Below are 12,618 nucleotides of genomic sequence, written 5' to 3'. Positions count from 1 at the left end.
ACCCGAAACAGCGTCCCCGGCCCAGCAATGGTCACCTTCAACAACCGCCCCGGACGCCCATCCCGCCCCAACCGGCAAGTCCACAGCACCAGTTCATCGGCAATCATGAAATAGCTGAGCACCCCGATCCCGAACCGGCTCACCGGCATGAAGTCGACCGGCGGGTCGAGGGAGGCCCACTGGGCACCCTCCTCCGCGAACTCGGGGAGGTCCACGAAGCGCGCACCGCCCTGCGAGAAGGCGCGCTGGAGTTCGGTGACGCCCATGCCGATGCCGTTGTCCGCGCACTCCAGGTAGGGCCGCCCGGCGTCGTCCGTGCCCTCTCCGAAGACGATCTCGCCCTCCCACGGAGCCGTAGCAGTGCCCGTGCGCCGCAGGTACTCCGTACGAGCCTCCCGGTACCGGCACGCATCAAGCGCGTTCTGGTACAGCTCACGGACCGCCAACCCCCGGTCTCCGTAAAGCTGTTCGCCCATCAAGAGCTCCTGCACGCGGTCGTCCGCGAGCCGGAAGCGGATGCCGGTGGACAGGTTCGCCGGGGCGGAGCCACTGGGGCGTACCCGGCGCGCGTCCGCGTACGCGGGAAGTCCGGCGAGCGGGGCGAGCGAGCTGCCGGTACGGGCCGCCCCGTCGTGCAGGCTTCGCAGCAGTACGTCGACGGACTCGGCGTGCCGTTTCAGGGCCAGCTCGACCGCCGGGTGCCCGCACAGCGCGGTCAGCGAACGCCCCGGCCCGGACGCCGCCCACGACGACTGCCGCACCGTAGTGAGCAGCTCGGGCAGGGACACGCTGTCGGAGATGCCCAGGTGCTCCACGAGAACTTCGGGCAGGTCGGCCGGGTCGACGGCGAGTGCGTGCGCGGCCTTGAACAGGCCGGACACGAGCCGTTCCCGCACCGTGTGCTCGTACACCGTGCTCGGCGCGACCTCCCGCTCCTCGGCGAGTTCCGTGCTGCGTACGGTGCCGGGGGCGGAGGCGGGCGCGATCCGCTGCTCCTTGAGGTGGCGCAGAAGCCGAGAGGTGCCCAACTCCTCACGTATCCAGCCGGTGCCGACGGGGGCCCGGTCCTCCACCGCCGTGTACGCGTCGGGCTGCCGGGCCAGCCAGCGGTGGTAGCCCCACCAGTGGATGTCCCGTACGGCACCGGCCTGCGTGTCCGTGAGCCCGCGCAACCGCCGCCCGAGCCGCGGGAACAGGTCGAGGAACGCGCCGAGTTCGGCCTGCGGCACGTCATCCCTGGCCGCCGCCTGCCGGACCCGATGGGCCTGCGCGGCGAACGGCAGTACGGCGAGCAGGGCGGCCTCGGTCGGTGAAAGGACGGTCCCGGGCGCGAGCCGCTGCAGCAGGAAGCCGAGCCGGTCGGTGGTCCGCTCCGCCAACTCGTCGTCGTACCAAGGGTCTTGGCGCATGGCGTCATCGGTACGGCAGTCCCGCGCGTACGACGCGGCGAGCGCCCCGCACGCGGCCCGCAGCTCCGGGATGTCGGTTTTGGTGTACGTCCAGGCCAGGTGGGTGGTGACGGCTTCGGCCCAGACGCGTTCGGGCCCGCTGGGCAGTTCCGGGGCCGCGCGCTCCACGGGCGGGAATACGCAGAAGCCGGCCTCCGGTTCCTCGGTGAGTACGCGAAGCCGCTGCGGGCTCCCGGACTTGCCGTACGCGGCGTGCAGTTCGTCGACCCGTTGCTGGACTTCCCGGCGCAGGTCGGCGAGGTCGGTGAGGCTTCCGATGCGGTCGGCGAGGGCGCGCGAGAACAGGCTGAAGGAGGCGCCGGGTTCGATACCCACGTCGTGGCCGTCGCGTACCTCGTCGGTGTCCCGTACAAACCGCGCGACCTCGGCCTGGGAGCAGGCGTACACGTACGCGACCTTGCGGCGCAGCGCGTCCGCGACCTTCCGCCGGGACCAGGCGGCGGTCGCCTTGGTGTCGTGCCGGATGCCCTCGCGGCACGCGTCGATGAGGAAGACGACCTGCGCGGCCGTGCTGTCCTCCAGCTCCCGCCGCCAGTCGAGCGCGACGCAGCCCTCGGCGAAGGTGTGCAGCTCGGGGCGGATGTCCTCCGGTACGAGATAGTCCTGACCGTCGTGGTGCACACCGTGCCCGCTTAAAACGACGAGCAGCCGGTCACCGCTGGCGGCGGACGCGAGGAAACGGGACACCTCGCCGTTGATGACGTTGGTCGTGAACCAGGGCGACTGCGCGACCTTCGCCTCATGAAACCCCCGCGCGACGAGCGCTTCCCCGAGCCGCTCCAGGTCGCCGGGCACGAAGGGCAGCGCGGTGATGCCGGGGGCTTCGTAGTCGGCGGCGCCGATGAGCAGCGCTCTGTAGCTCATGCGGGGAACTTCGACGTGTCGATGGTCCACCGGCCCAACGGGACTTCGTATCCGTCCACGAGTTGGCGTAACTCCTCGTACGCGACGGCCGGTTGGCTCATGCGGACGTGCGGGCGGCACCGTCCGCGAACGCGGACCACGCCGCCGGGCTCACGGTGAGGGTCGGCCCGCCGGGGTTCTTGGAGTCGCGGATGTGGACTGCGGTGGGGTGGGCGGCGATCTCGACGCAGGCCTCACCTTTATCGCTGCTGTAGCTGGACTTCCGCCACTCATAAGCGACTTCGAGGCACTCGCCGCCCTCATCGCCGCTGTAGCTCGACTTGAACCAGTTCCGTGCGTTGCTCACGCTGCTCCTCCTGGTCGTGCTCGCTACGCCGCCGCGTGCGTGGCGAATGCGGACCACGCGGCGGGGCTCACGGTGAGGGTCGGCCCGCCGGGGTTCTTGGAGTCGCGGATGTGGACTGCGGTGGGGTGGGCGGCGATCTCGACGCACGCGCCTCCCTCGCTGCTGCTGTAGCTGGACTTCCGCCAGTCGTAGGCGACTTCGAGGCATTCGCCGCCCTCGCTACCGCTGTAGCTCGACTTGAACCAGTGCAATGCGGTGCTCATCGCTCTCCTAGCAGGCCATCCAGCAGGCCCAAGGAGTGGTCTGGAGTCAGGGCCTGAGCTCGCAGCATCGCATATTTGCGCGCCAGGATGGACACCTCGTTTCGATCAGCCACCCACTGGCTGCCGCGCTGGGTCTCCGTGTACGCGAGGTGCTGATGGTCGGGGGTCTCAAGCAGTACGAACGGGCCGTCGAGAGCTGCGTGGTGGGCACTGTCCAGAGGCAGTATCTGCAGTGACACACAAGGAAGTTGGGCGCACTCCCGCAGGTGTCGCAACTGCTCGATCTGTGTCGTACGGGTGCCGATCCTGAGCCCGAGCACCGGTTCCCAGATGACGAAGCTGACCGTCGGCGGGTTCTTCTGATGCAGAATCGCCTGCCGCTCGATGCGCGCTGCCGTCTTCGTCGCGATCTCGTCCTCGTCGTACGACGGGACCCGCTCGCGGAACACCGCTTCCGCGTACGCCCAGGTCTGGAGCAGTCCAGGCAGTGCCTGGTTCGCGTAGAGCGACAGTGCGATCGCCTCCCGCTCATGCTTGATGTACGACTCCGCCCACAACGGAAACTGGTCGATCTCCGGCATGTTGGCGACAGCGACCGCCAATGCGCCCTTGGTTTGGAGGAGTTGGTCCATCGCCTGGGCCAGGTCAGGCAACAGGGGGCGGCGGCCCTGCTCGATGGCCGCGATGGTCGCCTCCGCGAGGACCAGGCGGTCCGCCAGTGCGCGTTGGGTGTAGCCGGCGGCGGTGCGGAAGAGGGCGAGCAGGCTCCCGACCATCTTCATCGCCGACGGGTTCTTGCTCGGATGCCTGCTTGGGCTCATGACGCCCATGTCCCCGCCCTCACTCGTCCTCGACCCCGTATTCACCCCGACAAGAAATCTGTCGGGGTCGACGCACTGTTTCAGCGTAGTCACGCTCCGCGACGCTCGTCCCGTGAATGAGACAGTCCAACTCCCGGTGTTCCACGAGAAGTTACTCCGTAGGGATCGCCGCTCCGTGCCCGCCGCCAGGGCGTTCGCGAGCAAGGTGCTCGGGGACTGGGGGCTCGCCCCCAGCGCCGACGACGTACTGCTCTGCGTCAGCGAGCTCGCCACCAACGCCCTGCTGCACGGGGTTCCGCCGGGGCGCGGGTTCCTGGTACGGCTCGCGTACGACGGGGCCGTACTCCGCGTCGAGCTGCACGACAGCGGGGACGGGGAGCCGCACATTCCGTGCGAGGCGCGGGACGAGGGCGGGAACGGGCTGCTGCTCGTGTCGGCCGTCGCCGACAAGTGGGGGGTGGGGGCGAGGGTGCCCGGGAAGGTCGTGTGGTGCGAGTTCGAGGCGTCTGTGCAGGTCAACTGCGTTGTCAGTGGCGGGAGTTAGCGTATTCGCATGACTGACGGGGATGAACGACTGGTGACGCGTTACTCGGGGCACACGCACGGCTGGCACGACACGACAGCCGTGGTCGTCCTGGACGGGGCGCCGGTGGCGGTGAGCGTCGACCGGGACGCGACGTTGTGGGTGTGCGGGCTGCTGGACGGGGAGTGCTCGTCACGCCCCCTCGACCTCACGAACGCGGAGCCCGAGGACGCCTGGTACTTCGAGATGGGGCTCTGGGACGAGGACGACGAGGACGACGACGAGCTGCGGCCCCGGTGCTCGATAGACCCGTACTACATCTGCTCCCACCTCGCGGTCGGTGAGCTGGACGGGCGGGCCGTGGTGATCACCGGTGGGGGCCGGTTCGATCTGTCGGGCGCGGACCCGGAGACGATGGGCGGAGCCGTACGCGTCTGGGATCTGCGTACCGGTGCCCAGATGGGCAAGACGCTGACCGGGCACGACCTCGGGGTCACCTCGCTCTGGACCGTGCCGACCGAGGCCGGTCTGCTCGCCGTCAGCAGCTCCGAGGAGGGGCAGCTGATGGCGTCGAACCTGAGGTCAGGCGAGGAGGTGGCGTACCTCAGGGCCAGTTTCAACGGGGACATGACGGCGGGGCTCCTGGGCGGCAGGCCGGTCGCCGTGACCGGTGGCCACGACGACTTCGTGCAGGTCTGGGATCTGCTCGAAGGCGAGCAGCGGGGGCCGACGCTTGAAGGCATCGAGGCGGTGGCGCGCGCTCACGCGGTTGTGGAGGTCGACGGGCGGGCGATGGTGGTGGCCGGGGGAGACCGCCATCTGCTGCACCGCTGGGACCTGGAGAGCGGCGAGCCGCTGGCTGAGCCCTCGGCCGGGCACACCGACCGGATCCACAGCCTGGGGACCGCGCACACTGCCGACGGGCGCGCGATCGTCGTGACCGGCAGCAACGACGACACGAGCCGGATATGGGACCTGCGCAGTGGCGAGCAGATAGGCGAGCCGCTGGCCGGGCAGCTGTACGCGGTCGTCGAGCTGGACGAAGGCCCGGTCGCCGTCACCAGCGCACCGAAGCGCCAGGACCTCCTGGTCTGGGACCTCAACCGAGCGGTCGGGTAGCGGGGGGAGGGGAGGGCGCCCCCTTACCGGGCGGCGCCGCCCCGCCCCGGAACCCTCACTCAGCCAGCGCCGCGTTGACCGCCTTCAGTTCCTTCCTCGGCTTCACCATCCGGGACAGCACGGTCAGGTCGTCCCGGCTGTAGCGGGGGCGCACGTCCTCGTCCCAGTCCTCGGCGGCGGCCTGCAGCGGCTCGACGGCCTCCGCCAACCGGCCGAGGCGGTGCAGGACGAGTCCGTAGTACCCGGCGGCCTCCGTCCCGCCCGATTCCTCGGCGCACTCTTCCCAGGCCGTGCGCAGGAGCGGCTCCGCCTCGGCGTACGCGCCGCGCTGGGCCTTCAACTTGCCCGCGAGCATGGCGTGCAGGGGCTCACCGCTGCCGGCCGCGCGCTCGTACCAGCGCTCCGCCTCCTGGAAGTCGTAGTGCTGCTCGGAGAGCCAGCCCATCCTCTGGCACGCGTAGTGGTGCCCCGCCTCGGCGGCCTTGCGGTACCACGCGTCGCGCAGCTCGGGCTCGCCCACCTTGCCGTACAGGTCCCCGAGGTCGTACGCGGCGTCCGGGTCGCCCGCCGCCGCTGCGGGTTCCCACCAGCGGACCAGGGCGCGGGGGTCCACGCCGGGCCGTTCGTAGAGCGCGTCGCCGTACGCGTAAGCGGCACCGGTGTCGCCCGCCTCCGCGCGTTCGCGCAGTGCGGTCAGGCCGCGCGGGTCGGGGTCGCCGGGCACGCTCGTGTCGTCCTCGGCGCGCAGGGCCGCGATGTCGTCGAGCTGCGCGACGACGTCCGCGTTGTTCTCCCCGGCCTTGCGGAACCAGCGTTCCGCGTCCTCGTACCGCTGCTGCCACTTGCACAGCAGACCCAGTTTCCACGCGGCGCGGCGGTTTCCGTGGCCGTACGAAACCTCGTACCAGTGCTCCGCCTCGGCGATCTCCCCGCGCTCCGAGTGCAGGATGCCGAGGCCGAACGAAGCGCCCTCGTACCCCGCTTCGTGGGCCTGGACGAGCAGGGCGCGCGCCTCGGGCCAGGCTTCGTAGTCGGTGGTGATGGCCAGGAACGAGGCCTGGGCGACCCGGGCTTGTTCGGTCAGGGCGGCGGCCCTGCGGTAGTGGCCCGCGGCCTTGTCGGCCAGGGCGGGGTAGTCGCGGAAGTGCTCCTCCAGGTCGAGGAGCGGGCCGGTCACCTCGGCGGCCCGCTCGGCGGCTGTCTCGGCGTCCCCATAGGCGGCCGCCGTCTCGGCGATGTCGAGGAGCTCCGCGACCTGGGCGAACTGCTCCCCGATCGACTCGAAGAGTTTCACCCAGCGGAAGACCGCGATGTCGCCCAGGCCGGCGTCGTCCATCAGGAACGTCGCCGCCTCGTCGAGGCGTCCCTCGGCGGCGAGGAGTTTGCCCAGCTCGATCTTGCAGTCGAGGTGGCCGCCCCACTCCCAGCCGTGCCGGAACCATTCGGCGGCCTCCGGGTCGCCGTTCTCCTTGAGGAGTACGCCAAGGCCGTAGGCGGATTCGATGTGCCGCTCGGCGACGGCCCGGTAGAGCGCCTCGGCCGCGGGGCGGTCGCCGCGGACCTTCCGGTACCGGGCGAGGGTGAAGTGCGAGAACGCGTCGCCCTCGGCCACCGCCCGTTCCCAGTACGGGATGCCCTCGTCCACGTAGTGGTTCAGAACGAAGAAGTCCGTGTGGCGGCGCGCGGTCTTGTCGTCCCCGGCGCGCGCGGCGGAGACGAGCGCCTCCCCGTGGGTCTGTATGTCCTGCGTCATGGCCCGCATCGTGCCAGCCGTCCAACACGCCCCGGACCGCCGGGGGTTCGGATCGCCCGGGTGGCTGGTGTCGGAGTTCGTCGCGAAGGCCCACCAGAGAACGCCATCGTCGCGCGCGCGATCATCGGGTTGAGCAGTCCCGCTGCGGCGAGGGGCAGTGCGGCCACGTTGTGGGCCGGGTAGCGAACCCTGCGACGCCCAGGCGTGGTGGCGCGCAGACGCTAGAAGCGAAGGGCGGCGACGGACTCGATCAGGCCGTCCTTCTCCAGGCGGTCGAGCACACCGCTCACTGAACCAGGCGGATTCCGCCAGGAGTTGGCGATCTGGTGCACGGCGGCGAACACCGTCGGCCGGTCGATCTCGATCTGTTCCATGACGAAATCGTCTGGATGGCCGGCGCGCACTCCCCAGCGTGACACCGCTGAGGCGGGAAAGTCCTTGAGGTTACGGGTGACGATCTGGTGGGCTCGGGACTTCACGGCGGCGGCGAGGACGTGCCGGTCGTCCGGATCCGGCAGTTCCATCGCTTCGATCAGCGGTTCGTACCCGACGACCATGCCGTCGCGGATGGCCCGGACCATGAGGCGACGCGTACGTGCCAGCCGGGCGGCGTCCAGGTCCGGCCTGTTCTCGGCCAGGTTGTCGAACACCTCGTCCAAGATGCGGTCGGACCATTTCGCCTGCACGAGTCCGCTCTGGGCTATGCGGATGAGCAGGTCTCGCAGGGTGCTCGGGTACAGCACGCAAGCGTCGTAGACCACCACATGCGCCATGGCTCAGAGAAGTCCCATCTCCTGGTTCAGCGCGGTGAGTTCATCCGCGGCTTCCCTGCGGGCGCGGTCGTCGCCGCGGCGGTATGCGAGTAGTGACTCGGCCTTGATGCGGCGGTGCTTCCCCACCGACCGGTACTCGATCTCCCCGGACTGAAGCAGGCCGATCAGGTACGGCCGGGACACGTTGAGCAAGTCGGCCGCCTGCTGCGTGGTGAGTTCCGCGTGTGCGGGAACGACCGCGACCGCACGTCCTGCCGCCATGTGGGCCAAGACCGTGGCGAGCAGTTCCACCGCGCCGCGCGGCAGGAGCAATTCGGCGTCCGGCTCGGCTTCGACGCGTGCGCGTACGGCGTCGTCATCCGCATGCTCGCTGAGGTAGTGCTTCACCTGGCGAAGTGCCTGTGCGGCCGCCTCGGCCTCGTCGCCGCCGTGTGGTTCGTGTCTGTGGACAACCGCTGTCGCCATGTCTCCGGAACCTCCTTCAGTCGCCTCTAATCGAAGTATCCGAAACAATCGAAATAAGTGCAACAGCTTAGGAGGGGAGAGGCGAGGGCGCCAGGTGGGCGGGCAGCTTCCGTGCCCGTCCACCCAGCGCCCTCCCTGGTTCCGCTGAGCGAAAGCCTCACCTCACGCCGCCCTGAACCCCCGCAGCCGCAAGCTGTTGCCCACTACGAAGACCGACGAGAACGCCATCGCCGCGCCCGCGATCATCGGGTTGAGCAGGCCCGCCGCGGCCAGCGGCAGTGCGGCCACGTTGTAGGCGAAGGCCCAGAAGAGGTTCGACTTGATCGTGCCGAGGGTGCGCCGGGAGAGGCGGATCGCGTCCGCCGCCGACCTCAAGTCGCCCCGTACGAGGGTGAGATCGCCCGCCTCGATCGCCGCGTCCGTACCCGTGCCCATGGCCAGGCCCAGGTCGGCCTGGGCGAGGGCGGCCGCGTCGTTGACGCCGTCGCCGACCATCGCGACCGACTTGCCCTCGGCCTGGAGCCGCTTCACCACGTCGACCTTGTCCTGCGGGAGGACCTCGGCGATCACCTGGTCCACGCCGACCTCCGCCGCCACCGACTCCGCGACAGCGCGGTTGTCGCCGGTGAGGAGGATCGGGGTGAGGCCGAGCGCGCGCAGCCGGCGGATCGCCTCCGGGCTGGTCTCCTTGACCGCGTCCGCGACCTCGAGGACCGCCCGCGCCTCGCCGTCCCAGGCCACCGCGATGACCGTACGGCCTGCGGCTTCCCCTTCCGCCTTCGCGCGCTCAAGGCCGACGGGCAGGTGGATCTCCCACTCCGCGAGCAACTGCTCGCGGCCCACCAGGACCGCGTGGCCCTCGACGATGCCCTGGACGCCGAGGCCCGCGATGTTCGCGAAGTCCTCTGGCGTGGGCAGGGTGCCAACCTGCGCGGTGGCGCCGGAGGCGACGGCCTGGGCGATCGGGTGCTCCGACGCGTGCTCCAACGCACCGGCCAGGCGCAGCACTTCGGCCTCGGTGACGCCGTCGGCGGTGTGCGTACCCAGGAGAGTCATGCGGCCCGTCGTGACCGTGCCGGTCTTGTCGAGGACGATCGTGTCGACGCGACGAGTGGACTCCAGGACCTCCGGGCCCTTGATCAGGATGCCGAGCTGCGCGCCGCGCCCCGTACCGACCATGAGCGCGGTCGGCGTGGCCAGGCCCAGGGCGCAGGGGCAGGCGATGATCAGTACGGCGACGGCCGCCGTGAACGCGGCGGTGAGGCCCGCGCCGCTGCCGAGCCAGAAGCCGAGGGTGGCGACGGCGAGGGCGATCACGACCGGTACGAAGACGGCGGAGATCTTGTCGGCGAGCCGCTGGGCGGCGGCCTTGCCGTTCTGCGCGTCCTCCACCAGCTTGGCCATGCGGGCGAGTTGGGTGTCGGCGCCGACGCGGGTCGCGGCGACGACGAGGCGGCCGCCGGCGTTCAGGGTCGCCCCGGTCACGCCGTCCCCGACGGAGACCTCCACCGGCACGGACTCACCGGTCAGCATGGACGCGTCCACGGCCGACGAGCCCTCGACCACCGTGCCGTCGGTGGCGATCTTCTCGCCGGGCCGGACCAGGAAGTGGTCGCCGACCTTCAACTCGGCTACAGGGATGAGAACTTCACGACCGTCGTGCAGCGCCGTGACCTCCTTCGCGCCGAGTTCGAGCAGCGCCTTGAGGGCCGCGCCCGCCTTGCGCTTGGAACGGGCCTCGAAGTACCGGCCCGCCAGGATGAACGCGGTCACTCCGGCCGCGGCCTCCAGATAGATGTTCCCGGCGCCGTCGGTGCGGGCGATGGTCAGCTCGAAGGGGTGCGTCATGCCGGGCGTCCCGGCCGTACCGAAGAACAGCGCCCACAGCGACCACAGGAACGCCGCCGTCGTACCGACCGAGATCAGCGTGTCCATCGTCGCGGCCCCGTGCCGCGCGTTCGTGAACGCCGCCTTGTGGAAGGGCCACGCCGCGTACGTCACGACGGGCGCCGCGAGCGTCAGGGACAGCCACTGCCAGTACTCGAACTGCAGCGCCGGGACCATCGCCATCGCGATCACCGGGACGGCCAGGGCGACGGCCGTGATCAGCCGCTGCCGCAGCGGGCGAAGCCCGTCGTCCGGCTCGGCCGCGGGCCCGTCGCCACCCTCGACGTGTGCGGGCTCGGGGGTGGGCTCCTGCGCCGTGTACCCGGTGGCCTCGACCGTGGCGATCAGGTCGGTCACCGCGATGTCCGCGGCGTACGTGACCTTGGCCTTCTCGGTGGCGTAGTTGACGGTCGCCTCGACGCCCGGCATGCGGTTGAGCTTCTTCTCGATCCGCGCCGCGCACGAGGCGCAGGTCATGCCGCCGATGGCGAGTTCGACCTCCGCTTCGGCGGTGGTGCCGGGTGTGGTGGTGGTCATGGCTGCTGCCCTTCTACCGCTGCTGAACCGCTGCTGGCGGGTACCCCTAGGGGGTATTGATTTCGACGAGTCCATGTATACCCCTGGGGGGTTACGGACGCAAGCCCCTCCCTCCGCTTGACTTGATACCCCCAGGGGGTACTGTCAAAAGCGTTGGAGCCCACGGATACACGGGCACACGGACACACAGACACAGGGAGCGAGCCATGCGATCCAAGCGATCCATGAACACCGCAACGAAGATCACCGCCTTCGCCGCCGCGATCGGAGCCACCTTCGGTACCGCGTACGCGGTGGGCGGCGCCGTCGGCCCGGAGGAGGGCGCGCGCGCCGCGGCCGAGTCGGGGGAGGAGAGTGCCGGGCATGGCGGCCACGAGAGCGGGGCCCCTGAGGAGAAGGAGAGCGCGGCCGAGCCGCCCGGCGGACTCCAGATCTCCCAGGACGGGTACACCCTCGACCTGGAGCGGTCACGCCTGAAGGCCGGCGAGAAGACCGAGCTGAGCTTCACCGTCGAGGACGGCAGCGGCCGCAAGGTCACCGCGTACGACCGCGAGCACGGCAAGGACCTGCACCTGATCATCGCCTCGCGCGACCTCGGCACCTACCGTCATCTGCACCCCACCCGCGCCGCCGACGGCACCTGGTCGACCCCAGTGGACCTGCCGAAGGCTGGCGGGTACCGGGTCTTCGCCGATTTCACGCCGAAGGGCGGCGAGGGCCTCACGCTCGGCGCGGACCTCGCGGTGGCCGGGCGGTACGACCCGGCCGCGCTGCCCGAGCAGTCCGCGAAGGCGAAGCTCGCCGACGGGTACGAGGTGACGCTCGACGGCCCCCTCACCCCCGGCCGCGCGGGCGAACTGAAGCTGCGGGTCAGCAAGGACGGCAAGCCGGTCACCGACCTGGAGCCCTACCTGGAGGCGTACGGCCACCTCGTCGCGCTGCGCTCCGGCGACCTCGCGTATCTGCACGTCCACCCGAACGAGGGCGGGCCAGGACCCGTCGTCTCCTTCACGGCGACGGCGCCCAGCGAGGGCTCGTACCGGCTGTTCCTCGACTTCAAGCACGACGGGAAGGTGCGGACGGCGGAGTTCACGGTGCGGACCTCGGGGGCCGGGGCGGGTGCGGCGGACGAGTGGGGCGATGACCATGGGGCGGAAAGCGGCCACACGCACTGACGGGCTGCGCGTAGTCTTGAGATTGGACTAGACCTCTAGTCGCCTATTCGCCTATTCGCCTATTCGCCTAGTCGCCTATGGCCACCTGTAGCCGCCGAGCATTCCGAGGAATAGAGGCCCCATGCGCCCCATGAGCCAGCGTGCAGTCCTGGAGGTGATCGCGCTCGACGCGCAGGACGCGGTCGCCGCCCAGGCCGGAGGTGCGGACCGCCTCGAACTCGTCACCGACATGGCGGCGGACGGCCTCACGCCGAGCCTCGCCGGTTTCGCCGAGATCCGCGCCGCCGTCGACATCTCGCTGCGCGTCATGCTGCGCGCCACGGACGGCTTCGTCGCCGGGGGCACCGAGGCGGTCGACGCGCTGGTGGCCAGGGCACGGGACCTGCGCGCCGAGGGCGCCGACGAGTTCGTACTCGGCTTCCTCGACGAGACGGGCGCGGCCGACCTCGCGGCGGTCGAGCGGGTCGTGGCGGCGCTCGACGGGGCGCCCTGGACGTTCCACCGGGCCATCGACCGCGCCGCCGACCGGGACGCCCTGCGCAAGCAGCTCGCGGACCTGCCGGGGCTCGACACGTATCTCACGGCGGGGTCGGCGGCGGGGGTGGCGTATGGTCTTCCGGTCC

General features: G+C 70.5%; 12 protein-coding genes. 4 read left to right on the top strand and 8 right to left on the bottom strand.

Going from position 1 to position 12,618, the window contains the following annotated elements; all coding sequences use genetic code 11:
* The 4 genes from GUY60_RS24290 to GUY60_RS24275 all read right to left on the bottom strand — a co-directional run.
* Positions 1-2,333, bottom strand: a 2,333-nt coding sequence (locus GUY60_RS24290; protein ID WP_187370113.1) for a caspase family protein, incomplete at its 3' end; no start/stop codon positions are given.
* A 97-nt stretch (positions 2,334-2,430) separates the two neighbouring features.
* Positions 2,431-2,679: a DUF397 domain-containing protein gene (locus tag GUY60_RS24285; RefSeq protein ID WP_161701315.1), complete on the bottom strand. Its 249-nt coding sequence runs from the start codon at positions 2,677-2,679 to the stop codon at positions 2,431-2,433.
* 23 nt (positions 2,680-2,702) lie between these two features.
* Positions 2,703-2,942 (bottom strand): DUF397 domain-containing protein, encoded by a 240-nt coding sequence (locus GUY60_RS24280; protein ID WP_161701313.1) that lies wholly within the window; start codon positions 2,940-2,942, stop codon positions 2,703-2,705.
* The gene (locus GUY60_RS24275) at positions 2,939-3,763 is read right to left on the bottom strand and encodes a helix-turn-helix domain-containing protein (protein ID WP_161701311.1); all 825 of its coding nucleotides are present in this window, start codon (positions 3,761-3,763) and stop codon (positions 2,939-2,941) included. The genes GUY60_RS24280 and GUY60_RS24275 overlap by 4 nt, the downstream gene beginning before the upstream one ends.
* 112 nt (positions 3,764-3,875) lie before the next feature.
* Between GUY60_RS24275 and GUY60_RS24270 the strand changes: the two genes are divergently transcribed.
* Together GUY60_RS24270 and GUY60_RS24265 are read left to right on the top strand one after the other, a co-directional pair.
* Positions 3,876-4,307 (top strand): ATP-binding protein, encoded by a 432-nt coding sequence (locus tag GUY60_RS24270; RefSeq protein ID WP_161701309.1) that lies wholly within the window; start codon positions 3,876-3,878, stop codon positions 4,305-4,307.
* A gap of 9 nt (positions 4,308-4,316) precedes the next feature.
* A complete protein-coding gene (locus GUY60_RS24265) occupies positions 4,317-5,405 on the top strand; it encodes a WD40 repeat domain-containing protein (protein ID WP_161701307.1) in 1,089 nt (362 codons plus the stop codon).
* Positions 5,406-5,460: 55 nt separating this feature from the next.
* On the opposite strand, the gene GUY60_RS24260 is transcribed toward GUY60_RS24265, so the two are convergent.
* From GUY60_RS24260 to GUY60_RS24245, 4 genes are all read right to left on the bottom strand, one after another.
* Positions 5,461-7,158, bottom strand: a complete 1,698-nt coding sequence (locus GUY60_RS24260) for a tetratricopeptide repeat protein (protein ID WP_246235571.1) — start codon at positions 7,156-7,158, stop codon at positions 5,461-5,463.
* 221 nt (positions 7,159-7,379) lie between these two features.
* Positions 7,380-7,931, bottom strand: a complete 552-nt coding sequence (locus GUY60_RS24255) for a VapC50 family PIN domain-containing toxin (RefSeq protein ID WP_161701303.1) — start codon at positions 7,929-7,931, stop codon at positions 7,380-7,382.
* A gap of 3 nt (positions 7,932-7,934) precedes the next feature.
* The gene (locus GUY60_RS24250) at positions 7,935-8,396 is read right to left on the bottom strand and encodes a helix-turn-helix domain-containing protein (protein ID WP_161701301.1); all 462 of its coding nucleotides are present in this window, start codon (positions 8,394-8,396) and stop codon (positions 7,935-7,937) included.
* Positions 8,397-8,558: 162 nt separating this feature from the next.
* The gene (locus GUY60_RS24245; protein WP_161701299.1) at positions 8,559-10,820 is read right to left on the bottom strand and encodes a heavy metal translocating P-type ATPase; all 2,262 of its coding nucleotides are present in this window, start codon (positions 10,818-10,820) and stop codon (positions 8,559-8,561) included.
* Between the two features lie 224 nt (positions 10,821-11,044).
* Between GUY60_RS24245 and GUY60_RS24240 the strand changes: the two genes are divergently transcribed.
* Positions 11,045-11,995 (top strand): DUF8832 domain-containing protein, encoded by a 951-nt coding sequence (locus GUY60_RS24240; protein WP_161701317.1) that lies wholly within the window; start codon positions 11,045-11,047, stop codon positions 11,993-11,995.
* 130 nt (positions 11,996-12,125) lie between these two features.
* On the top strand, positions 12,126-12,618 hold a 493-nt coding region (locus GUY60_RS24235), incomplete at its 3' end, for a copper homeostasis protein CutC (RefSeq protein ID WP_161701297.1).

The organism is Streptomyces boluensis, assembly GCF_009908195.1.
In the GTDB taxonomy this organism is placed as follows: domain Bacteria; phylum Actinomycetota; class Actinomycetes; order Streptomycetales; family Streptomycetaceae; genus Streptomyces; species Streptomyces boluensis.
Note: the sequence above shows the minus strand (reverse complement) of the source record. Positions and strands in the feature narration are given on the sequence as shown.

Bases quoted from the DNA above. Each gene is read 5' to 3' on its own strand.
- GUY60_RS24280 (WP_161701313.1), bottom strand. From the start codon at position 2,942: ATGAGCACCGCATTGCACTGGTTCAAGTCGAGCTACAGCGGTAGCGAG.
- GUY60_RS24275 (WP_161701311.1), bottom strand. From the start codon at position 3,763: ATGAGCCCAAGCAGGCATCCGAGCAAGAACCCGTCGGCGATGAAGATG.
- GUY60_RS24265 (WP_161701307.1), top strand. From the start codon at position 4,317: ATGACTGACGGGGATGAACGACTGGTGACGCGTTACTCGGGGCACACG.
- GUY60_RS24260 (WP_246235571.1), bottom strand. From the start codon at position 7,158: ATGACGCAGGACATACAGACCCACGGGGAGGCGCTCGTCTCCGCCGCG.
- GUY60_RS24255 (WP_161701303.1), bottom strand. From the start codon at position 7,931: ATGGCGCATGTGGTGGTCTACGACGCTTGCGTGCTGTACCCGAGCACC.
- GUY60_RS24250 (WP_161701301.1), bottom strand. From the start codon at position 8,396: ATGGCGACAGCGGTTGTCCACAGACACGAACCACACGGCGGCGACGAG.
- GUY60_RS24245 (WP_161701299.1), bottom strand. From the start codon at position 10,820: ATGACCACCACCACACCCGGCACCACCGCCGAAGCGGAGGTCGAACTC.
- GUY60_RS24240 (WP_161701317.1), top strand. From the start codon at position 11,045: ATGAACACCGCAACGAAGATCACCGCCTTCGCCGCCGCGATCGGAGCC.